General features: G+C 70.1%; 18 protein-coding genes. 10 read left to right on the plus strand and 8 right to left on the minus strand.

Features of this window, described 5'->3' with window-relative positions:
• Positions 1-84 precede the first annotated feature (84 nt).
• Both ABD732_RS11345 and ABD732_RS11350 read right to left on the minus strand, forming a co-directional pair.
• A complete protein-coding gene (locus tag ABD732_RS11345) occupies positions 85-615 on the minus strand; it encodes a DUF1003 domain-containing protein (protein ID WP_344783715.1) in 531 nt (176 codons plus the stop codon).
• Positions 615-1,895, minus strand: a complete 1,281-nt coding sequence (locus ABD732_RS11350; RefSeq protein WP_344783717.1) for a magnesium transporter MgtE N-terminal domain-containing protein — start codon at positions 1,893-1,895, stop codon at positions 615-617. The genes ABD732_RS11345 and ABD732_RS11350 overlap by 1 nt, the downstream gene beginning before the upstream one ends.
• 79 nt (positions 1,896-1,974) lie before the next feature.
• On the opposite strand from ABD732_RS11350, the gene ABD732_RS11355 reads away from it, so the two are divergent.
• The 6 genes from ABD732_RS11355 to ABD732_RS11380 all read left to right on the plus strand — a co-directional run bounded on the left by ABD732_RS11355 (position 1,975) and on the right by ABD732_RS11380 (position 7,928).
• On the plus strand, positions 1,975-2,457 hold the full coding sequence (locus tag ABD732_RS11355) for a YflT domain-containing protein (protein ID WP_344783719.1): 483 nt from the start codon (positions 1,975-1,977) through the stop codon (positions 2,455-2,457).
• A 146-nt stretch (positions 2,458-2,603) separates the two neighbouring features.
• Positions 2,604-4,079, plus strand: a complete 1,476-nt coding sequence (locus tag ABD732_RS11360; RefSeq protein WP_344783721.1) for an extracellular solute-binding protein — start codon at positions 2,604-2,606, stop codon at positions 4,077-4,079.
• A complete protein-coding gene (locus ABD732_RS11365; RefSeq protein WP_344783723.1) occupies positions 4,076-5,311 on the plus strand; it encodes a carbohydrate ABC transporter permease in 1,236 nt (411 codons plus the stop codon). Before ABD732_RS11360 ends, ABD732_RS11365 begins: the two co-directional genes overlap by 4 nt.
• Before the next feature lie 6 nt (positions 5,312-5,317).
• Positions 5,318-6,145: a carbohydrate ABC transporter permease gene (locus ABD732_RS11370; protein WP_344783725.1), complete on the plus strand. Its 828-nt coding sequence runs from the start codon at positions 5,318-5,320 to the stop codon at positions 6,143-6,145.
• Between the two features lie 3 nt (positions 6,146-6,148).
• Complete coding sequence (locus ABD732_RS11375) at positions 6,149-7,318, plus strand: ABC transporter ATP-binding protein (protein ID WP_344783727.1); 1,170 nt, start codon at positions 6,149-6,151, stop codon at positions 7,316-7,318.
• A gap of 25 nt (positions 7,319-7,343) precedes the next feature.
• A complete protein-coding gene (locus ABD732_RS11380) occupies positions 7,344-7,928 on the plus strand; it encodes a suppressor of fused domain protein (protein WP_344783729.1) in 585 nt (194 codons plus the stop codon).
• Positions 7,929-7,953: 25 nt separating this feature from the next.
• On the opposite strand, the gene ABD732_RS11385 is transcribed toward ABD732_RS11380, so the two are convergent.
• A complete protein-coding gene (locus tag ABD732_RS11385; RefSeq protein ID WP_344783731.1) occupies positions 7,954-9,069 on the minus strand; it encodes a magnesium and cobalt transport protein CorA in 1,116 nt (371 codons plus the stop codon).
• Between the two features lie 63 nt (positions 9,070-9,132).
• Here ABD732_RS11385 and ABD732_RS11390 point away from each other — a divergent pair, with 63 nt between their 5' ends.
• Positions 9,133-10,002 carry a glycine betaine ABC transporter substrate-binding protein gene (locus tag ABD732_RS11390; protein ID WP_344783733.1) on the plus strand — a complete coding sequence of 290 codons (870 nt, stop codon included), beginning with the start codon at positions 9,133-9,135 and terminating at the stop codon, positions 10,000-10,002.
• 82 nt (positions 10,003-10,084) lie between these two features.
• Positions 10,085-11,692 carry an MFS transporter gene (locus ABD732_RS11395; RefSeq protein ID WP_344783735.1) on the plus strand — a complete coding sequence of 536 codons (1,608 nt, stop codon included), beginning with the start codon at positions 10,085-10,087 and terminating at the stop codon, positions 11,690-11,692.
• On the opposite strand, the gene ABD732_RS11400 is transcribed toward ABD732_RS11395, so the two are convergent.
• Both ABD732_RS11400 and ABD732_RS11405 read right to left on the minus strand, forming a co-directional pair.
• Positions 11,689-12,516, minus strand: a complete 828-nt coding sequence (locus ABD732_RS11400) for an SDR family NAD(P)-dependent oxidoreductase (protein ID WP_344783737.1) — start codon at positions 12,514-12,516, stop codon at positions 11,689-11,691. The two genes, ABD732_RS11395 and ABD732_RS11400, sit on opposite strands and share 4 nt — an antisense overlap.
• A gap of 51 nt (positions 12,517-12,567) precedes the next feature.
• Positions 12,568-14,094 (minus strand): flavin-containing monooxygenase, encoded by a 1,527-nt coding sequence (locus tag ABD732_RS11405; RefSeq protein ID WP_344783739.1) that lies wholly within the window; start codon positions 14,092-14,094, stop codon positions 12,568-12,570.
• A gap of 79 nt (positions 14,095-14,173) precedes the next feature.
• Here ABD732_RS11405 and ABD732_RS11410 point away from each other — a divergent pair, with 79 nt between their 5' ends.
• Positions 14,174-14,803, plus strand: a complete 630-nt coding sequence (locus ABD732_RS11410) for a TetR/AcrR family transcriptional regulator (RefSeq protein ID WP_344783741.1) — start codon at positions 14,174-14,176, stop codon at positions 14,801-14,803.
• A 117-nt stretch (positions 14,804-14,920) separates the two neighbouring features.
• Here ABD732_RS11410 and ABD732_RS11415 read toward each other — a convergent pair whose 3' ends face one another.
• The 3 genes from ABD732_RS11415 to ABD732_RS11425 form a co-directional block, all read right to left on the minus strand.
• On the minus strand, positions 14,921-18,721 hold the full coding sequence (locus ABD732_RS11415; RefSeq protein ID WP_344783743.1) for a multifunctional oxoglutarate decarboxylase/oxoglutarate dehydrogenase thiamine pyrophosphate-binding subunit/dihydrolipoyllysine-residue succinyltransferase subunit: 3,801 nt from the start codon (positions 18,719-18,721) through the stop codon (positions 14,921-14,923).
• 165 nt (positions 18,722-18,886) lie between these two features.
• Complete coding sequence (locus tag ABD732_RS11420) at positions 18,887-22,657, minus strand: ABC transporter ATP-binding protein (protein WP_344783745.1); 3,771 nt, start codon at positions 22,655-22,657, stop codon at positions 18,887-18,889.
• On the minus strand, positions 22,654-23,454 hold the full coding sequence (locus ABD732_RS11425; RefSeq protein ID WP_344783747.1) for a hypothetical protein: 801 nt from the start codon (positions 23,452-23,454) through the stop codon (positions 22,654-22,656). The genes ABD732_RS11420 and ABD732_RS11425 overlap by 4 nt, the downstream gene beginning before the upstream one ends.
• A gap of 226 nt (positions 23,455-23,680) precedes the next feature.
• On the opposite strand from ABD732_RS11425, the gene ABD732_RS11430 reads away from it, so the two are divergent.
• On the plus strand, positions 23,681-25,180 hold the full coding sequence (locus ABD732_RS11430) for a DHA2 family efflux MFS transporter permease subunit (protein WP_344783749.1): 1,500 nt from the start codon (positions 23,681-23,683) through the stop codon (positions 25,178-25,180).
• Positions 25,181-25,218 lie beyond the last annotated feature (38 nt).

The following is a 25,218-nucleotide window of genomic DNA, read 5'->3' on the forward strand; positions in this document are numbered from 1 at the left end:
TTGTCGGTGCGCACCGGGTGATCAGGCGTTCCCCCGGTGGTGACTGTGAGCCAGCATACCCTGCGGTAGCCGGGGCGGTTCACACTACCGGGGATCCGGCATCCGGGGCCCGGAGGCGGCATCGGACGGCCCGTCGCCGGTGCGTTCGGCGGTGAGCCGCTCCATCAGATCGTCGAGCAGACCGTCCAGTTCGCGGCGCAGATAGTCGCGGCTCACCGTCTCGCCGACGGCCAGCCGGACGGCGGCGAGCTCGCGGGCCAGGAATTCGGTGTCGGCCTTGGTCTGGGCGGCGCGGCGCCGGTCCTCGTCCAGCGAGACCTTGTCCCGGTTCTCCTGACGGTTCTGCGCGAGCAGGATCAGCGGGGCGGCGTAGGCGGCCTGGGTGGAGAAGGCCAGGTTCAGCAGAATGAACGGATACGGGTCCCAGCCGAAGGTGAAGACGCCGATGTTCAGCAGAATCCAGACGATCACCACGACCGTCTGGATGGCCAGGTAGGCGCCGGTGCCGAGGAAGCGGGCGACGCGCTCGGCGTAGACGCCCACCACGTCCGCATCGATGTCGGCGGAGAAGCGGCGCCGGCCGGCGCTGGGGGTGTCCAGGCGACGTGGGCTCATCACAGTTCGCCCTCCGGTTCCTGTTCGCGCCAGTCGCGGGGCAGCACCGCATCCAGGAGATCGTCCACCGCCACCGCGCCGAGCAGATGTGCGTCGTCGTCGACCACGGGCGCGAGGACCAGGTTATAGGTGGCGAAGAAGCGTGTCATCACCTCCAGGGAGTCGTCCGGGCCCAGCCGGGGCACGTCGGCGTCCAGGATCCCGGCCACCAGATTGGCGGGCGGCTCGCGCAGCAGCGCCTGCATGTGCACGGCGCCGAGGAACTTGCCGGTCGGGGTGCTGGTGGGCGGGCGCACCACGAAGACCATGGTGGCGGTGGCCGACGGGATGTCCGGGTTGGCCACCCGGGCCAGCGCCTCGGAGACCGTCGCCCCGGCCGAGACGATGATCGGCTCGGGCGTCATCACGCCACCGGCGGTGTCGGGGGAGTGCAGCAGCAGCCGGCGGACCGGTTCGGACTCCTCGGGGTCCATCCGGGCCAGCAGGGCCTCGGCTTCGGCCGCCGGCAGCTCGCCGAGCAGGTCGGCGACGTCGTCGGGGTCCATGGCCTCCAGGACGTCGGCGGCGCGTGAGGGTTTCAGCGCGGCCAGCGCGGCCGTCTGCTCGTCGGTGGACATCTCCTGCAGGACGTCGGCCAGCCGCTCGTTGTCGAGCGCGGCGGCCAGTTCGTCCCGGCGGTGGTCGGGTAGCTCGCGCAGGACACCGGCCACATCGGCCGGGCGCATGCCCTCGAACTGGGTCAGGGCCAGTTCGACGCCGTGACCCGGGCGGTTGAGGTTCAGTCTGGTCAGCCCGCGCACGTGATGCCACGGCACCACCACGGTCTCCCCGCGCCGGCGCAGCGGCCCCTTGCGGGTGGTGCGCAGTGCGACGCGGCTGATCACCCAGTCCAGGCGCTGGGACCGTTCGATCTCCATGTCGACCACCACCAGCGCGCTGTCGTGCAGCCCGGGATGGTCCGGGTCGTCGGTGTGCACCTGGCTCTCCAGGATCTGGCCGACCGCGAGCGCCTCATTGGGCCGCAGGTGCAGCCTCCGCAGATTCACCCGGCCGGTGGTCAGGGTCACGGCGTCGGCGTCGATGTTGGTCACCCGGCTCATCGGTACGAAGATCCGGCGGCGGGTGGTCAACTCCACGGCCAGGCCGAGAGCGCGCGGCCGCTGCCCGGGCAGGTACATGGAGACGACGACGTCGCGGACGCGGCCCATCGACTCGCCGTCGGGACCCAGCACCACCAGACCGACTAATCTGGCCACGAAGACCTTGAGCGTTGACGTCATGTTGTCAAGACTAGAAGTACCGTCCGCACGGACGTGGCGCCGACCGGTACAGCCGCTGTTTCACCCAGAGGGGGACACCATGACCCAGCCGATCCGCCCGACCCCGGGCCTGCCGACCAAACCGACGGGCTGGCCCGTCGGCTCCTACGACACCTACGAGCAGGCGCAGCGCGCCGTGGACCATTTGTCCGACAATCACTTCCAGGTGGAGAAGCTGACCATCGTGGGGGTGGACCTGATGCAGGTCGAGCGGGTCCTCGGCCGTCTCACCTGGGGTCGGGTACTCGGCGGCGGCCTGGCCTCGGGCGCCTGGTTCGGCCTGTTCGTGGGTCTGATCATCAGCATCTTCATCGCCGGCCAGGACTTCTGGGTCCCGATCGTCTTCTGCGTCGTGGCCGGCATGGTCTTCGGCCTGATCAGCACCTCGATCCCGTACGCCGCGACCAAGGGGCAGCGGGACTTCTCGTCGACCATGCAGCTGGTGGCCGGGCGCTACGACGTCCTGTGCGATCCGGGCGCCGCAGAGCAGGCCCGCGACATGCTCGCCAAACTGGCGATCTGACCGCAGGGCCGCAGGACACTCCGGAGACGTCCGGTTTGTGCGATGAGTCACTAGGGTTGCGTTAACCTAAGCCGCACAGCTGGATTCACAGGCGTTCCTCAGGCTCGCCGTGTTCCCGAGAGAATGTCGAGGAGGCGGTCCGAGAGATGGTCCCAGAGGAGTTCTCCGGCAGGCGCCGACGTGGTCGCCGTCTCCGGACCCGCGTCGCGGCGGCGGCCGTCGCCGCGACCGCGCTGGCCCCCGCATTGGTGGCCTGCGGTGCCGGTTACACGTCCGGCGTGATCAACATCTACGCCCCGGTAGACGGCGCGGGGGAGATCACCACCCGCGCGGAGATCTGCACCAAGGAGTCCGGCGGCGCCTACGAGGCCAAGGTCACCGTCCTGCCCAAGGATGCCGACGGACAGCGCCTGCAGTTGGCGCGGCGGCTGGCCGGCAACGACAAGGGCCTGGACGTGATGGCCATGGACGTGGTCTGGACCGCCGAGTTCGCCAATGCGGGCTGGCTGGTGCCGGTCCCGGACGATCGTGCCGCGCAAGTGGAGGCCGCCAACCTCACCGGTCCGGTGGAGACGGCGATGTGGAAGCGGCCCGACGACGACGACCGCCGCCTGTACGCGCTGCCGATCTGGACCAATACCCAGCTGCTGTGGTTCCGGCCGGATGTGCTCCGCCAGTACCTGGGCAGCCGGGCGACGGCGCCGACGACGTGGGATCAGATGATCTCCGATGCGACCGCGATCCACGCCGAGAACCCGAACGGCCCCACCCAGATCCTGGTGCAGGGCAGCCAGTACGAGGGTCTGCTGGTGTGGTTCAACTCGGTGCTGCAGAGCGCCGGCGGCAACATCCTGGATCCCGACGATCCCAGCAAGCAGACGCTGAACGACACCCCCGAGCATCGCGCCGCCACCCTGAAGGCCCTGCAGATCCTGAAGGCGGTCGCCACCTATCCGGGCGCCGACCGCTCCATCACCAACTCCGACGAGGGCACCGCCCGCGACGGCATGGAGAAGGGTCAGGGCGCCTTCGAGATCAACTGGCCGTTCGTCTTCCAGTCGGCGCGCGAGAACGGCGCCTCCGGGACGATCGACTTCCTCGCCGAGCCGCTGGCGCCGTTCGCGAGCAAGATCCTCGACGAGAACAATCCGCCCACCGCCGAGGAACTGGTCCCGATCAACCGGGTCCTGCGCCGCAGCTTCGACTTCGCCCCGTACCCGGGCGTCTCGGAGGATCTGCCCGCCAAGTCGACGCTCGGCGGCCTGAACATCGCGGTGGCCTCCACCTCGCAGCAGCCGGAGCTGGCCTCCGATGTGGCCGCCTGCCTCACCAGTAAGGACGCTCAACGGGTGTACGCGCTCGAGGGTGCCCTCCCGCCGACGGTCGCCGCGCTGTACGACGAGGAGGACTTCAAGGTGGCCTACCCGATGGGTGACGACATCCGGATGCAGCTGGAGGAGGAGAACGTGGCCCCGCGGCCGGCGACTCCCCAGTACCAGGCGATGTCCACGCTGGTCACCGCCACGTTGAGCCCGGTCGGCAGCTGGGATCCCGAGCCCATGGTCGACAAGCTCGCCGAGCAGGTCCAGAAGGCGATCGACGGGGAGGGGATCATCCCATGACCACCGGTGACGACGATCTGAACCCCGAACGCCCGGACGAGGGCTCCGGCCGGCACGCACTGCCCGGCGAGGACTCCGGCCCGGCGGGCACACCGCCGTCGGCGCCGCCATCGGATACCCCGGTGCCGCCCGTGCACTCCGACGTCTGGGTGCCTCCGGAAGCGGTCGGCCGCAGCGGGCCACCGCCCGGGCCGCCCACCGAAGCCCCGGCGCCCCGGCCGTCTGCTCCGCCGGCAGCGCCCCGGCCCTCGGCCGCACCCGTGGCCGCGGCGTCCACCGGCTCCATCACGGACCTGCTCGACGATCCGGCGCCGGCGACGGCGTCCCGCGGCCGCGCGCCGAAGGCCCGCATCACCGCGCGCAAGTCCAGCGAACGCAAACTGGCCTACGGGCTGGTGGCGCCGGCGGCGATCGTCATGCTGCTGGTGACCGGCTATCCGATCCTCTACGCCTTCTGGCTGTCGCTGAACAAGGCGACGCTGACCGCGCCCGACGAGAACGAGTTCATCTGGTTCTCCAACTACGCGACGGTGCTGTCGGACAGCTACTGGTGGAACTCGCTGTGGGTGACCGTCTTCATCACGGTGATCTCGGTGATCATCGAACTGGTGCTGGGCATGGCGATCGCGATGGTCATGCACCGCACCATCTTCGGCCGTGGCACCATCCGCACCGTCGTGCTGATCCCGTACGGGATCGTCACGGTCGCGGCGGCCTTCTCCTGGTACTACGCCTGGACGCCCGGGACGGGCTATCTGGCGAATCTGCTGCCCGACGGCAGCGCGCCGCTCACCGATCACTGGCAGTCGCTGTTCATCATCATCCTGGCCGAGGTCTGGAAGACCACGCCGTTCATGGCGCTGCTGCTGCTGGCCGGTCTGGCGCTGGTGCCCGACGACCTGCTCAAGGCCGCGCAGGTGGACGGCGCGGGCGCGTGGACGCGGCTGTGGAAGATCACCATTCCACTGATGAAGCCGGCGATCCTGGTCGCGCTGCTGTTCCGCACGCTCGACGCCTTCCGGATCTTCGACAACATCTACATCCTGACCAAGGGAAACCATGACACCGGGTCGGTCTCGATGCTCGGCTACAACAACCTGTTCAAAGCCTTCAACCTGGGCGTCGGCTCGGCGATCAGCATTCTGATCTTCCTGTGCGTGGCGATCATCGCCTTCGTCTTCATCAAGATCTTCGGCGCCTCCGCGCCCGGTTCCGACAACGAGGGGCGGTAGCCGGACATGCATCAGACCAATCGACGCATCGGCTGGACCATCGTCAATGTGCTGGTGGTGCTCTACGCGGTGATTCCGCTGTGGTGGATCATCAGCCTGTCGTTCAAGCCCGCGGGCAGCGTCCTGGACGGGAACTTCATTCCGCGCGAGTGGACGCTGGAGAACTACAAGGGCATCTTCTCCACCAACGCGTTCACTTCGGCGCTGATCAACTCGATCGGCGTCGGCCTGCTCACCACGCTGGTGGCGGTGGTGCTGGGCACCATGGCCGCCTATGCGGTGGCGCGCCTGGAGTTCCGCGGCAAGAAGGTCCTCATCGGGGTGGCGCTGCTGATCGCGATGTTCCCGCAGATCTCGCTGGTGACGCCGCTGTTCAACATCGAGCGCCGGCTGGGCCTGTTCGACACCTGGTTGGGCCTGATCATCCCGTACACCGCCTTCGCGCTGCCGCTGGCGATCTACACCCTGTCGGCCTTCTTCCGGGAGATCCCGTGGGACCTGGAGAAGGCGGCCATGATGGACGGCGCCACCCAGGCGCAGGCCTTCCGGCGGGTGATCGTGCCGCTGGCCGCGCCGGGCGTGGTGACGGCGGCGATCCTGGTGTTCATCTTCGCCTGGAACGACCTGCTGCTCGCGCTGTCGCTGACCTCGACCGAACGCGCGATCACGGCGCCGGTGGCCATCTCGCAGTTCACCGGCAGCAGTCAGTTCGAGGAGCCCACGGGCTCGATCGCCGCGGCCGCCGTGGTGATCACCATTCCGATCATCATCTTCGTCCTCTTCTTCCAACGTCGTATCGTGGCCGGTCTGACCTCCGGCGCGGTGAAGGGATAACCCATGGCCGACATCGTTCTGGAGAACGTCTCCAAGCAGTACCCTGACGGCTCGACGGCGGTGCAGGACGTGAACCTGCAGATCGCCGACGGCGAGTTCGTCATCTTGGTCGGCCCGTCGGGCTGCGGCAAGTCGACCACGCTCAACATGATCGCGGGCCTGGAGGACATCTCCTCGGGCGACCTGTCGATCGCCGGCCGGCGCATGAACGACGTGGCGCCCAAGGACCGCGACATCGCCATGGTCTTCCAGAGCTACGCGCTCTACCCGCACATGACGGTGCGCGAGAACATCGCTTTCCCGCTCACCCTGCAGAAGCTGCCCAAGGCCGAGGTGGCCGAGAAGGTGGCCGAGGCCGCCCGCATCCTGGACCTGGAGGAGTTCCTGGACCGCAAGCCGGCCAACCTGTCGGGCGGTCAGCGACAGCGCGTGGCGATGGGACGAGCGATCGTGCGCCATCCCAAGGCCTTCCTGATGGACGAGCCGCTGTCGAACCTCGACGCCAAGCTGCGCGTGCAGATGCGGACCGAGATCGCCGAGCTGCAGGCCCGGCTCGGCGTCACCACCGTCTACGTGACCCACGATCAGACCGAGGCCATGACCCTGGGCGACCGCGTCGTGGTGATGCGCGGCGGAGTGGTGCAGCAGGTGGGTGCCCCGCAGGACCTGTACGACAATCCGGTGAATCTGTTCGTCGCCGGGTTCATCGGCTCCCCGGCGATGAACTTCATCCCGGGGCACCTGACCCAGACCGGCATCGACACGGTGATCGGGCCGATCGAACTGCCCGACTACCAGCAGGTGGTGGCCAATGCCCAGCGCCTGGGCAGTGCGGGCGAGGTCCTGGTGGGCGTGCGGCCCGAGCACCTGGCCGACGCCGAGCAGATGGAACCGGGCGAGCTGGCGCAGATGAAGACCTTCGAGGCGACCGTCGACATCGTCGAATCCATGGGGTCGGACAAGTACTACTACTTCACCCTCGACCACGCCGGGCAGAGCGCCGACCTGCTCAACCAGCTGGCCGAGGACCTGGGCGCCACCACCTCCGGCGGCCAGAAGGTGGCGCGGCTGCTGCCCGCCACCACGGTGCCGCGTCGCGGGACGCTGCACCTGGCGATGGCGCCGCGGCTGCTGCACGTCTTCGACACCGAATCGGGGCTGTCGCTGCGCTGAACCGCGACGGGGCATACTCGACGGCGTGAGTTCCGTGCCCGAGTCGATCACCCGCCACCTCACCGCCGCGATCGGCGCCGAACCCGAGCGCGCCTCGGTGACCTTCCTCGGCGTGGAACCGATCGACGTCCTGCGTTTCGCCGACGTGTCGCGCCGGCAGGTGGTCTTCGCGACGGTGGGCTGCGCGCGCCACCCGATGCACGATCCGGCGGACCTGGCGCCCGATCCCGAGCGCGGGCCCCGCGCCGAACTGCTGGTCCGGATGCGCCCGGAGGCCCCGCTGCCCGGCCTGCACCGCGCCCTCGCGACGGTGGCCGCGGCCCCGGCGGTGGAGGGACTGATCCTCGGCGACGACTCGCTGATCGACCTGCAGGAGCCGCTGTGGGGCGGGGCGGTGTGTTCGGCCTTCCTGCTCTCACCCGACTCCGGGGTGGCCGATCTGCCGCTGGCCGACCCCGCCGATCCGGTGCGGTTCCTGGCCGCGGTCCCGATCACCGCGAACGAGGCGGCGTGGGTGCGGCTCAAGGGGGCGCAAGCCCTGCGGGAGGCGTGGGACGAGGCCGGGGTGGACGTCACCGACCCCGCCCGCGGCGGTGTGAGCCCGGCTTAGCGCCGCGGCGTCCCGATCGCGGTACTCACAGCCAGCGGTTCTTGTGCAGCAGGCGCCACAGGTTGAGGCAGGCGGCCGCCAGCAGGATCAGCAGCACCGGATACGACCAGCGCCATTCCAGTTCGGGGATGAACTCGAAGTTCATGCCGTAGAGCCCGGCGACCATCGTCGGCACCGCGGCGATCGCGGCCCACGACGAGATCTTCCGCATGTCGGTGTTCTGCTGAATGCCCACCTTGGTGGCGGCGGCGTGCAGCAGTGACGTCAGCCGCTCGTCGTACTCGACCACCATGTCGTTGACGGTGCTCAGATGGTCGGCGACGTCGCGGAAGTGCCGGCGGATCTCCTTCTCCTGGAAGGAGACGCTGCGCTCGCCGCGCGGATTGGCACCGGGCTGGCCGTCGTGCCCGGACAGCCACGCCAGGGGACCGGCGAGCGGGGCGACCGCCCGCCGCAGTTCCAGGACCTCGCGCTTGAACAGATAGACCACGTCGATGTCCAGGTCGCGGGTGGCGGCGGTGAAGACCCGTTCCTCCACCTCGTCCACATCGGACTGCATGTCGGTGACCACCGTCAGGTAGCTGTCGACCACGAAGTCGGCGATGGCGTGGACCACGGCGCCCGGCCCCAGCGCCATGCTGTCCGGCCGCGCCTCCAGACGGGCGCGCACCCCGGCGAGCTGGGTGTGGTCCCCGTGCCGCACGGTGATGACGAAGTCGCGGCCGGCCAGAATCATGATCTCGCCGCCGTCGACCACGTCGTTGGCCCGGTCCTGCCGGTCGTGCTCGATGTACTGCATCGACCGCAGCACCAGGAAGACGGTGCCGTCGTACAGTTCCAGTTTGGGCCGCTGATGGGCGTGCACCACGTCTTCCACCGCCAGCGGATGCAGCCCGAAAACCTCGGCGACGGAGGCCATCTGGGCGTCGGTGGGCGCGTGCAGACCGAGCCACACGAAACCTTCACCGGCCTCGCGGACGTGTTCGTAGGCCTGATGGAAATCGCTGAATCCGCGCTGCCGGCGGCCGTGGAGGTAGGCGGCGCAGTCGACGACGGCACGGGCGGCCGGGACCGGGGGCAGCGGGGGACCGGCGGGACCGTCGCCGTCCCCGGCAGGCGATCCCCGGTGCAGCGAGGACATGGCTGCGATGGTACCGAGCGGCAGCGCGATTCCCGGCCGGTCGGTCGACTACCGTGGTCGGCGATGACGAAAACCATGCGCGCCCTGGCCGCGCTCCTGGCCCTGCTGGTCGCGGCGACCGCGGTGACGGCCTGCGGCACCGACGACGAGCCGCCGCTGCTGATCGGTTCGGGCGCCTCGCCCGCCATGCGCGCGGCGGCCGCCGTGTACGCGGCCTCGCTCACCCGGTCGGGTACCCCGGCGACCACGGACGGGGCGCCGGTGGGCGACGACGCCGCACTGATGGAGGCGATCAGCACCGGCGGGCTCGACCTGTTCCCGGCGTTCACCGGTGACCTGCTCACACAACTGTCCACCGCGCCGGCGGCGCTCGGCGGCGAAGAACTGCTCGCCGAGGTGGCCCGGGCGCTGCCGCAGGGCGTGTCGGTCGGTGATCCCACCGGGGTGAGCGACCGCCCGCAGCTGCTGCTGGCCGCGGACCTGCGGGACCGCTACGGCGTCGACACCCTGGCCGACTGCGGGGCCCTGCCTCCCGGGCTGCCGCTGGTGGTGGTCGAAGGCCAGATCGCCCCGGCGACGCTGGCCGCCTTCGCGGTCTGCCGGCCCGGTCCGGTGCGCAGCGTCGACGATCCGCGCGCGGTGATCGACGCGGTGATCGGCGGCCAGGCGCTCGGCGTGCTGCCGGCCCTGCAGACCGCCGCGGCCGGCGACCTCGAGCAGGTGCGGGCACTCCCGTCGCCCGAGGCGCCGCGCGCCCAGGACCTGGTGCCGGTGTATCGCAGTGCGGCACTGGGGAAGTCGGGGCTGCGGCAGCTGAGCCGTATCGCCGGCGAGCTGAACACCGCCGACCTCGCCGAGCTCGCGGCTCGGGTGGACGCCGGCGAGGATCCCCGGACCGTGGCCACCGAATGGCTCGGTGAGCACAGCGCCTGACCTGGCGGTGTGACTGCAGCACGGTGCGACGAAAGCGCCGGAACCCCGAAATCACCGGTGCGGACGTGCCAACATCTTTCACATGTCTGCGCCTGCTGCGGCGCCGCCGGCGGGGGGCGGCCTGACGATGACCAGTATCCCGGCCCGTCTCGACAGGCTGCCGTGGAGCCGATTCCACTGGATGGTGGTGGTCGGACTCGGCTTCGTCTGGATCCTCGACGGCCTGTCGGTCCAGATCGTCGCCTCGGCCGGCTATCAGAAGGAACTGGGCCTGTCGTCGGCTCAGGTGGGTGCGCTGGGCACCGCGTATCTGGTGGGTCAGGTGATCGGCGCATTGGTCTTCGGCTGGATGTCGGACCGGTACGGCCGCAAGAAGCTGTTCGTGCTGACCCTGGCCGTCTACCTGATCGGCACCGCGGTCTCCGGCCTGTCCATGGACTTCTGGTTCTTCGTCGTCTGGCGCGTGGTGGCCGGCATGGGTATCGGCGGCGAGTACGCGGCCATCAACTCGGCCATCGACGAGTTCATTCCCGCGCGCTACCGCGGCCGGGTCGACATCTCGATCAACGGAACCTATTGGGGCGGTGCCGCGCTCGGCGCGGTGGCCAACATGTTCCTGCTGAACACCGCGTACTTCCCGGAGGACTGGGGCTGGCGGATCGGCTTCTTCCTGGGCCCGGTGATCGGTATCGCGATCATCTTCGTGCGGCGCAACATCCCGGAGAGCCCGCGATGGCAGATGACGCACGGCAAACTCGGCGAGGCCGAGGCTCAGGTGACCGAGATCGAGAACGCGGTGATCGGGCACACGCGGGAACAGAGACTCGATCACACCTACGAACTCCCGCCGGTGGACGCGTCCACGGAGATAGAAGTCGGGAGGATCCCGCAGGCGAGCGCCCGCCAGATCGCGCACGTGCTGTTCCGCGTCTATCCGCGGCGCACGCTGGTCGGCGCGACCATGATGATCACGCAGTCGTTCCTGTACAACGCGATCTTCTTCACCTACGCGCTGGTGCTGCAGAACTTCTACTCCACCACCCCGGCGTCGACGCAGTACTACTTCTTCCCGTTCGCGCTGGGCAATCTGTGCGGACCGCTGATTCTGGGCAGGCTCTTCGACACGTGGGGCCGCCGGCAGATGATCCTGCTGACCTACGCGGTGTCCGGCGGCACGCTGGCGCTCTCGGCGGCGCTGTTCCACGCGGGGGTGCTGAGTGCGCTCACCCAGACCATCCTGTGGTGTGTGGCCTTCTTCTTCGCCTCGGCGGGCGCGTCGAGCGCCTATCTGACGGTCTCGGAGGTCTTCCCGCTGGAGATCCGGTCGCAGGTGATCAGCTACTTCTTCGCGATCGCGCAGATCTTCGGCGCCATCGCCCCGCTGATCTTCGGCGTGTTGATCGGCACCGGCGAGTCCCGCGGTCCGCTGACCGTCGGGTACTACCTGGGGGCCGGGATCATGATCGCGGGCGGGGTGATCGCCTTCGTCTTCGGCGTCGACGCGGCCGGGAAGTCGTTGGAGGACATCACCAAACCGATGTCGGTCACCCCGGCCGGGCCGACGCCTGCGGGTCCGGTCCAGCGCGGCGCGTCCTCCAGTGCGACCCCGGTGGGATCGGGACCGGCGGCCCCGACCCCGGCGGGATCAGCCCCGGCGGAATCGGGGTCAGCCGATCCGCCCGGCGACTAGGTGCGCGACAGCGCCCACTTGGTGAGCCGCGCGGTGATGCCCTGGTAGTACGAACCGACCAGGCGCACCCCGACATCGATCAGCTTCGCATCGGCGCCCACCAGGACCCGTGCGCGTTCCTTCTCCACGGCGCCCAGGATGATGTCGGCGGCCTTCGACGCCGACGTGCGCGCCAGATACTTGTCGAAGAACTCGGCGGCGGACTTGGCGTCGTTGTCACCCGAGGCGGTCGCGTTGCGGGCGATGGCGGTCTTGATGCCGCCGGGGTGCACGCAGGTCACCGCGACGTTGTGGTCGGAGATCAGCATCTCCTGACGCAGGGCCTCGGTGAAGCCGCGCACGGCGAACTTGGCCGAGTTGTAGGCCGCCTGACCGGGCTCGGACAGCAACCCGAACAGTGAGGAGATGTTGACGATCGCGCCGTCGCCGGAGGCGATGATGTGCGGCAGGAAGGCCTTGGTGCCGTTCACCACGCCCCAGTAGTCCACATCCATGATGCGCTCGATGTCCTTGAACTCCATCGTCTCGATCTCGCCGTTGTGGGCGATCCCGGCGTTGTTGATGACGGCGTTCACCGAGCCGAAGTGGGTGGCGACGGTCTCGGCGTAGTCGAGGAAGGCTTCGCGCTCGGCCACGTTGAGCAGCTGGGCGTGGACGTCGCCGCCGGCCTCGAGGACCAGTCGCTCGGTGGTGCCGAGGCCTTCGGGGTCGACGTCGGAGATGGCGACCTTGGCGCCTCGCCGGGCGAGCTTGACGGCCAGTTCGCGGCCCATGCCGGAGCCGGCGCCGGTGATGACGACTACTTTGTCGCGGAAATCCTTCATGAGGGTCTTCTGTCCTTCGCTGTGCGGGTGGGGGTTCGGGGAGATCGGGAGTCAGGCACCGGCCGGGACGGCCTCGGCCGCACCGGCGACCGTCGCCACTCCGGCGGCCGAGACGTCGTAGGCCTCGACGTCGAAGCGACGGGTCGCGTTGCGGAAGCTGAACGTGAATCCGGGCCACAGCACGGTGATGTTGCCGTTGCGGTCTTTGTACCAGGACGAGCAGCCGCCGTTGACCCAGACGCTGTTGCGCAGCTTGTGCTGCAGGCCCGCGGTGAAGCGTTCCTGCGCGGTCGCGGTCACCTCGGTGCGGGTGATCCCGGCCGACGCGGTGGTCTTCAGGTAGTCGACCAGGTAGTTCAGCTGCGACTCGATCATGTACACCATCGAGGTGTGGCCCAAGCCTGTGGACGGGCCGATCATCAGCGCCATGTTCGGGAAGCCGTGGACGAAGGTGCCCTTGTATCCCTGCATGCCGATCTCGTCCCAGACCTGGGCCAGGCTGGCGCCGCCGACACCGTGGATGGTGTCGAAGACGGGGGAGTCGGTGACGTGGAAGCCGGTGGCGATCACGATGGCGTCGACCGGGTGCTCGGTGCCGTCGGCGGTGACGACGGCATCGGCGGTCACGCGCTCGATCCCCGAGGTGATCAGGTCGACGTTCGGCTGGTTCAGAGTGGGGTACCAGTCGTTGGACTTGAGGATGCGCTTGCAGCCCACGGCGAAGGTGGGGGTGACCCGTGCGCGCAACTCGCGGTCCCGGATGCCCTTGAAGATGTTGGCGCGGCAGAGCGCCTCGACCGGCTTGAGGGCCTTGGGGGCGAAGGTCATGCCGGCCGCCACCGACTCGTTCGCGGTGTAGATGCCGCCGCGGATCAGGTTCTGCAGGCCGGGGACGTTCTTGAACGCCCAGTTCTCCACCGGCAGGTAGGGGCGCTCGCTGCGCGGAATGATCCACGGGGCGGTGCGCTGGTAGACGTCCAGATGGCCGACGACCTTGCCCAGCTGCGGGACGATCTGGATGGCGGAGGCGCCGGTGCCGATCACCGCGACCCGCTTGCCGGTGAAGTCGTAGTCGTCGTCCCAGCGGGCCGAGTGGAGCATCGTGCCGGCGAACGAGTCCAGGCCCTCGATGTCGGGGAGATTGGGCTCGCACAGCGGGCCCACGGCGCCGACCAGGTGGCGGGCGCGCACCTGGCTCTGCTCGCCCTCGCGTTCGATGTCGAGCACCCAGGTGTGCGTCTCCTCATCCCAGCTCGCCTGGTGCACCTGCGTGCCGAACCAGGTCTTCGCGCCGATGCCGTGTTCGGCGGCGACGTCGTTGATGTAGCGGTGGATCTCCGGCTGGTGGGAGTACGAGCGACTCCACCCCGGGTTCTGCGCGAACGAGAACGAGTACAGATGCGAGGGGACGTCGCAGGCGGCGCCGGGGTAGGTGTTGTCGCGCCAGGTACCGCCGAAGTCGGCGCCGCGGTCCATGACCAGGTAGTCGTCGAACCCGTTCTGGGCGAGCTTGATGGCTGCACCGAGTCCGGAGAAGCCGGCACCGACGATTGCGATCTCTACATCGTGTGTTGTCATGGTCACCACGATAAAGAGTTACTGACGAGCAGTCAACAACTTATTGAATCAGTGTCAATAGTGGCTTAGGGTGGATGTCATGACGGTGACCGACAGGAACGCCGACGCAGCCCCGCAGGCGCGCCGGAAGCGGATGAGTCCGCAGCAGCGGCGCCGTCAGCTGCTGGATCTGGGCGAGGAGCTGGCCACCGAGCAGCCGCTGGAGAGCGTGAGCATCGAGGCCGTCGCCGAACGCGCCGGCGTCTCACGGGCGCTGATCTTCCACTACTTCGAATCCAAACAGGACTTCCACCTGGCGCTGGTGCAGGAGTGGGCGCAGGAGATGCAGGCGCGCACGGAACCGCCCGAGGACGTCGACGATCCCCTGCAGAGGCTCACCGCCTCACTGACCGCCTACATCGACTACGTGGTCGGCAACAGCGACCAGTTCGTCGCGGTGCTGCGCGGCTCGCTGAGCATCGATCCGGCGATGCGCAACGTCGCCGAATCCACGCGCGCGGAGATGACCCGCCGCATCCTGCATCACGCCCCGGCGCTGGGGATCGAGGTGACGCCGGCCGTCGAGATGGCGGTGCGGGGGTGGACCGCCTTCGTGGAGGACGTGATGATCCGCTGGATCGGCGATCGGAAGCTGACCCGGGACGAACTGCTGGCGCTCCTGGTCGGTTCTCTCCCGGCGTTGGCCGGTGCGGCCGCCCTCGTCGGTTAGCGCGCACGCCCGACATCCGGAAACCGCCCCGACACAGACCACCGCCCGCCGACTGCGGCGCGACACCACGTGGGTGCCGGTCGCAGCGACGGGCGGTGGGCGTCGCTCGAGGCGGAGTCAGCTGCGGTCGAACGCCCCGTCGATGATCTCGGCCTGCTCGACGGCGTGCACCTTCGACGATCCCGACGACGGCGCGGCCATCGCGCGGCGCGAGATGCGGCGCAGTCCGGACAGCTTCTCGGGCAGCAGATCCGGCAGCCACAGGCCCAGGAACGGCCACGGGCCCTGGTTGGCCGGCTCCTCCTGCACCCAGATGAACTCGGTGGCGTTGGGGTACTGCTCCAGCGTCCGTGCCAGGCGGCGGTGCGGCACCGGGTACAGCTGCTCGATCCGGATCACCGCCACGTCGTCGCGGTCCTCCTTGGCCTGCTTGGCCGCCAGCTCGTAGTAGAGCTTGCCCGAGGTCAGCAGGACGCGGGTCACCTTGTTCCGGTCGGCCTCACCGCCGTTGCCGTTGATGTCGGGCGCGAACCGCGGGTCGTCGAGCACCGACAGGAACTTGCCCTTGGTGAACTCCTCGACCGGCGATACTGCGGCCTTGTTGCGCAGCATGGACTTCGGCGTGAAGACCACCAGCGGGCGGCTGATGCCGTCGTGCACGTGGCGGCGCAGCAGATGGAAGTAGCTGGCCGGGGTTGACGGCAGGGCGACGGTCATCGAGCCCTCGGCGCACAGCTGCAGGAACCGCTCGATGCGGCCCGAGGTGTGGTCGGGGCCCTGGCCCTCGTGGCCGTGCGGCAGCATCAGCACCACGTCCGAGCGCTGGCCCCACTTGGCCTCGCCGGAGCTGATGAACTCGTCGATGATCGACTGCGCGCCGTTGACGAAGTCGCCGAACTGCGCCTCCCACAGCACCAGGGCGTCGGGGTTGCCGATCGCGTAGCCGTACTCGAAGCCCAGCACCGCGAACTCGCTGAGCGGGGAGTCGTAGACCATGAACCGGCCCGGGCCCTGCGGGGCGAGGGTGTTCAGCGGGGTGTACTCCGAACCGTTCTCCCGGTCGATGAGGACCGAGTGGCGCTGGGTGAAGGTGCCGCGGCGCGAGTCCTGACCGGACAGGCGCACCGTCATGCCCTCTTCGACCAGGGTGCCGAAGGCCAGCAGCTCGGCGAAGGCCCAGTCGACGTCGCCGTGCTGGGTCATCTCGTGGCGGCGCTGCAGCACCGGGCGCACGCGCGGGTGCGGGGTGAAGCCCTCCGGGAGATTGACGAAGGCCTCGCCGATCTTGGTCAACGCGGCCTGCGGGACCGAGGTCACCAGCTTCACCGGCAGCTGCTGATCCTCCACGATCGACGGCGACGGCTCGGGCCGGAACCGGTCCAGTTCCTTGACCTCGACGAAGACGCGCTCGAGCTGTCCCTGGTAGTCGCGCAGGGCATCCTCGGCCTCCTTGGTGGAGATGTCACCACGGCCGATCAGCGATTCGGTGTAGCTCTTGCGGACGCTGCGGAGGCTGTCGATCACGTCGTACATGGCCGGCTGCGTCATCGAGGGATCGTCGCCCTCGTTGTGGCCGCGGCGGCGGTAGCAGACCAGATCGATCACCACGTCGCGGTGGAACCGCTCGCGGTAGTCCACCGCCAGCTCGGCGGCCCAGACGCAGGCCTCGGGGTCGTCGCCGTTGACGTGGAAGACCGGCGCGCCGATCATCTTGGCCACGTCGGTGCAGTACTGCGTCGACCGCGAGTGCTCCGGGGCGGTGGTGAAGCCGACCTGGTTGTTGACGACGATGTGCACGGTGCCGCCGGTGCGGTAGCCGGGCAGCATCGACAGGTTGAGGGTCTCGGGGACCACGCCCTGGCCGGCGAAGGCGGCATCGCCGTGCAGCATCAGCGGCATGATGTCGAACTGATGCTCCTCGTCGAGCATGTCCTGCTTGGCGCGGACGATGCCCTCCAGCACCGGGTCGACGGCTTCGAGGTGGCTGGGATTGGCGGTCAGCGAGACGTTGATCTCGTTGTCGCCGAACATCTGGTAGTACTTGCCCTCGGCGCCCAGGTGGTACTTCACGTCGCCCGAACCGTGCATCTGCGCGGTGCCCAGGTTGCCCTCGAACTCGGTGAAGATCTTCGAGTAGGGCTTGCCGACGATGTTCGCCAGGACGTTCAGGCGGCCGCGGTGCGGCATGCCGATGACGACCTCTTCGAGCGCGTGCTCGGCGCTGCGGTCGATCACCGAATCCATCATCGGGATCACCGACTCGGCGCCCTCCAGCGAGAAACGCTTCTGGCCGACGTACTTGGTCTGCAGGAAGGTCTCGAAGGCCTCGGCGGCGTTCAGCTTGGACAGGATGTACTTCTGCTCGGCCACCGGCGGCTTCACGTGGCGCACCTCGACCCGCTCCTGCAGCCAGCGCTGCTGTTCGGGATCGAGGATGTGGGTGTACTCCACGCCGACGTGGCGGCAGTAGGCGTCGCGCAGGATCGACAGCACGTCCCGCAGCTTCATCTTCTCCTGGCCGTGGAAGCCGCCGACGTTGAAGGTGCGGTCCAGATCCCACAGCGTCAGGCCGTAGGTGAGGACGTCCAGATCCGGATGCGCGACGCGTGCGTCGCTGTCCATCATCAGGGGATCGGTGTCGGCCATCAGGTGCCCGCGGCTGCGGTAGGCGGCGATCAGCTCCAGGACGCGGGTGTTCTTGTCGACCAGGCCCTCGGGGATGTCCCGGCGCCAGCGGACCGGCTCGTACGGGATGTGCAGGGCGATGAACAGCTCGTCCCAGAAGTCGTCGTCGAGCAGCAGGTTGTGGATCGCCCGCAGGAACTCGCCCGACTCGGCGCCCTGGATGATCCGGTGGTCGTAGGTGGAGGTGAGGGTCATCAGCTTGCCGACGCCCATCTCGGCCAGCTGCTCGTCGCTGGCACCCTGGAACTCGGCCGGGTACTCCATCGCGCCGGCGCCGATGATGGTGCCCTGTCCCGGCATCAGGCGCGGGACCGAGTGGACGGTGCCGATGGTGCCCGGGTTGGTCAGCGAGATGGTGACGCCGGAGAAGTCGTCGGCGCCCAGCTTGCCGTCGCGGGCGCGGCGCACGATGTCCTCGTAGGCGGCCCAGAACTCGCCGAAGCCCATCGTCTCGCATTCCTTGATGGCGGCGACGACCAGCGTGCGGGCCCCGCCCTTGCCCGGCAGGTCGATGGCCAGGCCCAGGTTGGAGTGCGCGGGGGTGATGATGTTGGGCTTGCCGTCGATCTCGGCGAAGTGCCGGTTCATGCCCGGGTACGCCTTGAGCGCCTGGACGATCGCGTAGCCGAGGATGTGCGTGAAGCTGACCTTGCCGCCGCGGGTGCGGGCGAGGTGGTTGTTGATGACGACGCGGTTGTCGATCATCAGTTTGACCGGGATGGCCCGGACGCTGGTGGCGGTGGGCACCGCGAGGGAGGCCGACATGTTGCGGGCGATCGCGGCGGCGGGACCGCGGATCACCTTCGCCTCGTCGGCGGCCGGCTCGCTGGACGGCTTGCTGGCCGCGGCGGTGCGGCTGACACCGGAGGCGGCCTTGGTGGCGGCCGACTCGCGGGCGGGCGCGGTGTTGCGCGACGGCGTCCGCTCGGGCTCGGCGTCCAGGGTCAGCACGGGCTTGGCCGAGGCCGGGGCGGTGGTCGGCGCGGGCTTGTCGGCCGGGGCCTTGGCGGCGGGCTTGACCGCAGCGGGCTCGGCGGCTGGGGGCTTGGCCGCAGCGGGCTTGTCGGCCGGGGCCGCCGGGGCCGTGCCGTTGGATGTGGCCGGCTTGTAGTTCTTGAGCATCTCGTGCCAACTCGGGTCGACCGAGCCGGGGTCGGTCTGGAACCGCTGGTACATCTCCTCGACCAGCCACTCGTTCTGTCCGTAGTCGGTCTCGGATGTGGAACTGCTCACAGCGTCGTCTCGCCTCTTAATTTTCCGAAAGTGTGTTCTCGTCGCTGGACGGGCACGGCGCTGGGGAGCGGCGGCCCGGCCAAACATCGATGGTACGCCCCGCAGACCCCGGTCCGCCGAGTTCTGCCGGCCGGCCTCCCCCGACTCGCGGGTAAGTGGCTGAAATCACGTCCCGGTGGCGGCTGCGGCTTCCACGTCGTCGGGCTCCACGCCCGCCGACCAGAGCCGCGCATAGGTGCCGCCGGCGGCGAGCAACTCGGCGTGCGAGCCGAACTCGACGATCGCCCCGTCCACCACCACGGCGATGCGGTCGGCGCGGGCGGCCGTCGCCAGCCGGTGGGCGACGATGACGCTGGTGCGGCGCCGCTGCAGCGCGGACCCGGCGGCCAGCACCTGGGCCTCGGTGGCCTGATCGAGGGTGGCGGTGGCCTCGTCGAGCAGGATCAGTTCGGGTTCCACCAGCTCGGCGCGGGCCAGGGCGATCAGCTGGCGCTGCCCGGAGGAGAGACTGCGGCCCCGCTCGGAGATGGCGAAGTTCATGCCGCCGGGCAGCCCGGCGATCATCGCCGCGGCCCCCACCCGTTGCGCGGCGGCGGCGATGTCGGCGAGGGAGGCGCCGGGGCGACCGTAGGCGATGTTCTCGGCGACGGTGCCGGCGAACAGATGCGCCTCCTGCGGCACCACCCCCAGATGGCCCCGGTAGTCGTGCAGGTCCAGGTGGCGCAGGTCGGCGTCGTTGTAGCGGACGCTGCCGCGGACGGGATCGTAGAAGCGCGCCAGCAGTTTGACGATCGTGGACTTGCCGGCGCCCGTCGGACCGACCAGGGCCAGCGACGAGCCCGGCGGCAGCACCAGTTCGATGCGGCCGAGCGCGTCGGCCTCGGCGCCGGCGTAGCGGAAGCCCACCTCGTCGAGCACCACCTCGGCGGGACCGGCCGGCACGGGCACCCGTGCCTGCCCGGCCTCCACCAGGGAGCTCGGCGTCCGCAGCAGGTCGCCGATCCGGCGCAGACCGACCGCGGCCTGCTGGTAGGCGTCGAAGACGGTGGTGAGCTGCTGGACCGGACCGAAGAGCATGGCCAGGTACAGCAGGAAGGCCACCAGGGTGCCGGCCGAGAGCCGTCCGGCGGCGATCTCGTGCGCGCCGAAGCCGATCGCCGCCGCCGCGGCCACATCGGCGCAGAAGATGATGAACGGGAAGTAGGCGGCAACCGCGCGCTGCGAGGTCATCCGGGCGTGCACCCAGGCGTCGCAGAGCCGGCCGAACCGGGCCCGGGCCACCGCGGTGTGCCGGTAGGCGCGGGTGGTGGCCAGCCCGGCGATGTTCTCCTGGAAGTCGGCGTTCACGGCCGAGACCAGTTCGCGGGTGCGCGTGTACGAGCGGCCGGCGATGCGCCGGAACCACACGGTGGCCACCGCCAGGATCGGGAAGACCGGCAGCACCGTCAGCCCCAGCTGCCAGTCGGTCACCAGCAGGGCGCCGAAGACGCCGAAGACGGTCAGCACCGCCACCGCCGCCGAGGTGAGACCGTTCTGGATGAACCCGGACAGGGCGTCCACGTCGGTGGTCATCCGCGTCATGATCCGTCCCGACAGCTCCCGCTCGTAGTAGTCCAGGCCCAGCCGCTGCAGGTGCGCGTAGCTGCGGACGCGAAGGCCGTAGAGCACTCGCTCGCCGGCGCGCGCGGAGATCAGGGTGTTGATCGCGCCGACCACCCAGCCGGCCAGCACCAGGCCGACGCCGACCGCGGCGACCGTCCACAGGATGTCGGCGCGGTGGTTGGTGCCGGCGTCGAGGACCTGCCGGGCCAGGGACGGGAAGGCCAGGCCGATCAGGGTATCGGCGGCCACGGCGATCAGCACCAGTGCCAGCAGCCCCCGGACCGGATGCAGGATCTGGCGGAGGGAGAAGGTGGCGCGTTCGCGGCGCACCTGCGCCACATCCACCTTCGGGTCCTCGTCGGCCGGCGGGAGCGCGGCCACGGCCGCCTCGATCTCCGGGCCGGCCGGCATCGCGCCGAGCGCACTGGACAGGTTGCCGCCACCGGCGCCTCGGGCGCCGCCCCCGGGACCCGGACGGACCGCCGGGGCCGCCGCGGCGCGGGCCGGTTCGGCGGCCAGCGGGGCGTCGTCGCGCCAGAGGTCGTCGACGCCGATGGCCTGCTGCCGCCGCACCCCGGCGGCCGCGGCGGTCTCCTGCGCGTCGGTGTCGTGCGAGGACATCAGCTCGGCGAAGCGGGGGCAGCGCGCGTCGAGTTCGGCCACCGTGCCGGTGTCGAGGATGCGGCCGCCGTCGAGCACGGCGACGCGGTCGGCGATCGCCAGGGTGGACCGGCGGTGGGCCAGAACCAGCAGCGTGGTGCCGCGCTCGCGCAGATGGCCCAGGATCTGCTGCTCGGTGACGGCGTCGACGGCCGAGGTGGCGTCGTCGAGCACCAGCACCCGCGGCTGCGCGTAGAAGGCCCGGGCCAGGGCCAGCCGCTGGCGCTGGCCGCCGGACAGGGTCAGGCCGCGTTCGCCGACCTCGGTGGCGAAGCCCTGCGGCAGCTCGTCGACGAAGCCGGTGGCGGCGGCCTCATCGGTGGCCGTGCGCAGCGCCGGCGACGACGGGCCCGGTGGCGGCTGCGGGCCGAGGGCGACGTTGGCCGCGACGGTGTCGGAGTACAGGAACGGCTCGTCGAAGGCGACGGTCAGGGCGCCGTGCAGGACGTCGGGGGCCAGGGTGTCCACCGGGTACTGTCGCCCGGCGCCGTCGGCCAGGGCAACGATGCCGCCGTCGGGCCGGTAGGTGCCCTCCAGCAGCGCGGCCAGTGTCGACTTGCCCGAGCCCGGACCGCCCACCACGGCGACGCATTCGCCGGGCCGCACGGTCAGGTCGACCCCGCGCAGCAGCGGTCGCCCGTCGTGCGCCAGTTCCACCCCGCGCAGATCGATCCCCAGCGGGCCCGCCGGCAGCGCGCCGGTGTTGGTCAGCACGGGGTCGCGCGGATGGTCGATGACGTCGAAGACGCGGGTCGCCGACGCCCCGGCGAGCTGGGAGCTGATCACCAGGTTCGTCAGTGTGCGGGCCAGGCCGGTCATGGTGGCCAGGTAGGTGGAGAAGGCCAGGAACGTACCGGCGGTGATCGAGCCCTGGTAGGTGAGCCAGCCGCCGACCACGATCACCAGCACCATGCCCAGCTGCGGGATCGCCGCCATGGTCGGGGTGAAGCGCGAGGCCAGCCGGGCCGCGCGCAGCCGCAGGCGGTACAGGGTGCCGCCGAGTTCGGCGAGTTCGTCGGTGGCGCGTCGCTCCTGCCCGAAACCCTTGACCACCCGCACCCCGGTGACGGTCTCCTCGACGTGTCCGGCGAGTTCGGCCGCGGCCTGCTGGGAGGCCCAGGTGGCGGCGAACAGCCGTCGCCGTCCCCGGTAGGCGACCAGCGCGACCGCGGGGATGATCGCGAGGGTGACCACGGTCAGCAGCGGGGAGAGCCACGCCATGATGCCGAGCGCGAGCAGCACCTGCACACCGCCGCCGAGGGCCATCGGCGCCATGGCCAGCAGACTCTGCACCACCTGCAGGTCCGAGATCGACCGCGAGACCACCTGACCGGTGCGGATGGAGTCCTGCGAGCGGCCGTCGACGTGCAGCAGGGTGTCGAGCATGGCGCGGCGCAGGCCGTCCTGCACCACGATCGACAGCTTCCCGGCGGTCAGCCGCCGCCCGAACTGACAGCCGTACCGGATCACCGCGGCGATCAGTAGGGCGGCCACCAGCACCGGCAGGCCGTAGCCGCCGACCGCCGCGCCCGTCGCGTGGTCGATGGCGGCGCGGGCGAACAGCGGGGTCACCAGGTCCGCGCCCACCGCGCCGAGGGTCACCGCCGCGGTGATCAGGGTGAGACGGCGGTACTGCCAGCACCGCGCGCCGAGGCGGGACAGCCAGCCCGTCAATGAAGCTCGCTGTCGTGCGTGCGCACCGCGACGCCGTCGACGTCCCAGAATCGGGGCGGCGGACCGAAGGCCTCGTGTGCGTTGCGCAGCACCAGGGTGCCCAGGGCGCGGTTGCCGGCGCCGCCGACGGCGGCGCCGATCCCGCCCGGGATCAGCTTGCCGGCCAGGATCGGGGCGCGCCGGACCGCGAACTTCTTGACCAGACGGTTGGTGAGCATCTTGTTCATGCTCGCCAGGCGCCTGGTGGACAGCGCGGGTCCGGCCAGGCGGGTGAGGGCATCGGTGCCGCGGGTGCCGGCCACCTTGCCCAGGGCCGCGATGCCCTCTTCGCCCAGCGCCACCGACAGCACCAGGGCCCGGCGGCGCTCGGTCTCGTGCGGGGAGATGCCGTAGACCTCCGCGGTGGCCAGCGCCAGCAGGGCCGAGGCCTCGATGAAGACCGCGGTGTCGGCGGACAGCGCCGACAGGGCCGCGATGGTGCCGACGCCCGGGATCGAGGCGGTGGCGCCGACCGCTCCGCCGGAGACGGTGACCGCGTTGAGGTAGCGCCGCTCCAGGCGGCGGATGATCTGCTCGGGGCTGTCGTCGGGGTGGGCGGCGCGCAGCTTGGCCACGTACCGGGCGACCGCGGGCTCTTGTAGTCGGTGCGCCTTCTCCACGATGCGGGCCACCACGGCGGCGGAGCGCGAGTGCTTCTCGTCGGTCCCGGCGGCGGGCAGGGCCGTGTCGCGGCGGACGTCGAGCTGGGCGTGCGGGTCCGGGGAGGCCTCGGCGGCGTCCTTCTTGCTGCGGATCATGGCGTGCTCCGTTCTGTCGGACAACGTCGTTCCAACGCTCGGGCCGGGCGGCTGATTCCCGGGCGGCGGCGTGTCGTGGGCCACGTGCGGCCCGGCGCCGCCTTCCAGGCTATGCCGGTCCGGCGGGTGAGTGCGCCCGTCGGGCGGTGCTAGTGTCTGCTCGCTTCGCCGAGATGCGCGGTCGCCGGCCGCCGTCCGCGGACCCGCCGAGACGAGGGTGACCGTTATGACCGTTCCTGCTCCACCGCGATTCACACCGGTGACCGATCGGCCCTGGGCGGGGCTGCTGGCGCTGTGCGTGGGCTTCTTCATGATCCTGGTCGACATGTCGATCGTGGCCGTGGCGCAGCCGGAGATCATGGACGCGCTCGGCGCCGACGTGAACGGGATCGTCTGGGTGTCGAGCGCCTATCTGCTCACGTACGCGGTGCCGCTGCTGATCTCCGGGCGCCTCGGCGACAAGTTCGGGCCCAAGACGATCTATCAGATCGGCCTGGTGGTGTTCACCGCCGCCAGCGTGTGGTGCGGTCTGTCCGGGTCCATCGGCGAACTGATCGCCGCGCGCGCGGTGCAGGGCATCGGTGCGGCGCTGATCACGCCGCAGACCATGGCGCTGGTGACGCGGATGTTCCCGCCGGAGCGGCGCGGGGCCGCGATGGGCGTGTGGGGCACCGTCGCCGGGGTCGCGACGCTGATCGGGCCGCTGCTGGGCGGCATCCTGACCGACGCCCTCGGCTGGGAGTGGATCTTCTTCATCAACGTGCCGGTCGGGGCGGTCGGCCTGGTGCTGGCCGCGTTGCTGGTGCCGCGGGTGGAGCGGCACGACCACCGCTTCGACTGGGTGGGTGTCGCACTGTCCGCGGTCGGCCTCACCGCGCTGGTCTTCGGGATCCAGGAGGGACAGACCTACCGGTGGGCCGCGTGGATCTGGTGGTTGATCGCCGCCGGCGTCGCGGTGATGGGCGTCTTCGTGCTGTGGCAGGCGCGCACGCGCACCGAGCCGCTGGTGCCGCTCTCGCTGTTCCGCGACCGGAACTTCACCCTCTCCAACGCCGGTATCGCGTCGATGGGGTTCGCGGTCGCCGGGACCATGATTCCGCTGATGTTCTTCCTGCAGTTCGTCGGTGGCATGTCGCCGACCCGCTCGGCGCTGATGATGGTGCCGATGGCGGTGCTGACCGGAACGTGCGCGCCCATCGTCGGCCGGATCCTGGACCGGGTGCACCCGCGCAACGTGGTGTCGACGGGACTGTTCGGCTACGCGGTGGCCACCGCCGCCCTGGGGCTCCTGTTCGCGCCGGCCACCCCGGTGTGGCAGTTGCTGCTGCCGACGATCGTGATGGGCCTGTCCAGCGCCTGCATCTGGGCTCCGCTGGCGGCCACCGCCACCCGTCGACTGCCGTGGTTCGTCGCCGGCGCCGGCTCGGGCGTCTACAACACCACGCGGGTGATCGGTTCGGTGATCGGCACCGCAGGCATCGGCGCGCTGATGATGACGCGGCTGGCCGCCGAACTGCCCGGGATGACGCTGGAGCGGTCCGAGGGCTCCCGGGTGCAGCAACTTCCCGAGGCGGTGCGCGAGGGCTTCGCCTCGGCCATGGGCCAGTCGCTGTACCTCGGTGCGGCGGTCCTGCTGATCGGTGCGGCGGCCACCCTGTTCCTGGTCCGTCCCGACCACCAGACCCCCGTCGTCGTCCGACCGCCCGCGCCCGACACGGCGGCCTGAGCGGCGCGGCCTGAGCGGCTTTGTCGGTGGGCCCTCCT

The sequence above is a fragment of the Gordonia caeni genome (assembly GCF_039537105.1).
GTDB lineage: Bacteria > Actinomycetota > Actinomycetes > Mycobacteriales > Mycobacteriaceae > Gordonia > Gordonia caeni.

Excerpts from the sequence above, each read along its gene's own strand:
- ABD732_RS11345 (WP_344783715.1), bottom strand. The coding sequence starts at position 615 with ATGAGCCCACGTCGCCTGGACACCCCCAGCGCCGGCCGGCGCCGCTTC.
- ABD732_RS11350 (WP_344783717.1), bottom strand. The coding sequence starts at position 1,895 with ATGACGTCAACGCTCAAGGTCTTCGTGGCCAGATTAGTCGGTCTGGTG.
- ABD732_RS11355 (WP_344783719.1), top strand. The coding sequence starts at position 1,975 with ATGACCCAGCCGATCCGCCCGACCCCGGGCCTGCCGACCAAACCGACG.
- ABD732_RS11360 (WP_344783721.1), top strand. The coding sequence starts at position 2,604 with ATGGTCCCAGAGGAGTTCTCCGGCAGGCGCCGACGTGGTCGCCGTCTC.
- ABD732_RS11365 (WP_344783723.1), top strand. The coding sequence starts at position 4,076 with ATGACCACCGGTGACGACGATCTGAACCCCGAACGCCCGGACGAGGGC.
- ABD732_RS11370 (WP_344783725.1), top strand. The coding sequence starts at position 5,318 with ATGCATCAGACCAATCGACGCATCGGCTGGACCATCGTCAATGTGCTG.
- ABD732_RS11375 (WP_344783727.1), top strand. The coding sequence starts at position 6,149 with ATGGCCGACATCGTTCTGGAGAACGTCTCCAAGCAGTACCCTGACGGC.
- ABD732_RS11385 (WP_344783731.1), bottom strand. The coding sequence starts at position 9,069 with ATGTCCTCGCTGCACCGGGGATCGCCTGCCGGGGACGGCGACGGTCCC.
- ABD732_RS11390 (WP_344783733.1), top strand. The coding sequence starts at position 9,133 with ATGACGAAAACCATGCGCGCCCTGGCCGCGCTCCTGGCCCTGCTGGTC.
- ABD732_RS11395 (WP_344783735.1), top strand. The coding sequence starts at position 10,085 with ATGTCTGCGCCTGCTGCGGCGCCGCCGGCGGGGGGCGGCCTGACGATG.
- ABD732_RS11400 (WP_344783737.1), bottom strand. The coding sequence starts at position 12,516 with ATGAAGGATTTCCGCGACAAAGTAGTCGTCATCACCGGCGCCGGCTCC.
- ABD732_RS11405 (WP_344783739.1), bottom strand. The coding sequence starts at position 14,094 with ATGACAACACACGATGTAGAGATCGCAATCGTCGGTGCCGGCTTCTCC.
- ABD732_RS11410 (WP_344783741.1), top strand. The coding sequence starts at position 14,174 with ATGACGGTGACCGACAGGAACGCCGACGCAGCCCCGCAGGCGCGCCGG.
- ABD732_RS11425 (WP_344783747.1), bottom strand. The coding sequence starts at position 23,454 with ATGATCCGCAGCAAGAAGGACGCCGCCGAGGCCTCCCCGGACCCGCAC.
- ABD732_RS11430 (WP_344783749.1), top strand. The coding sequence starts at position 23,681 with ATGACCGTTCCTGCTCCACCGCGATTCACACCGGTGACCGATCGGCCC.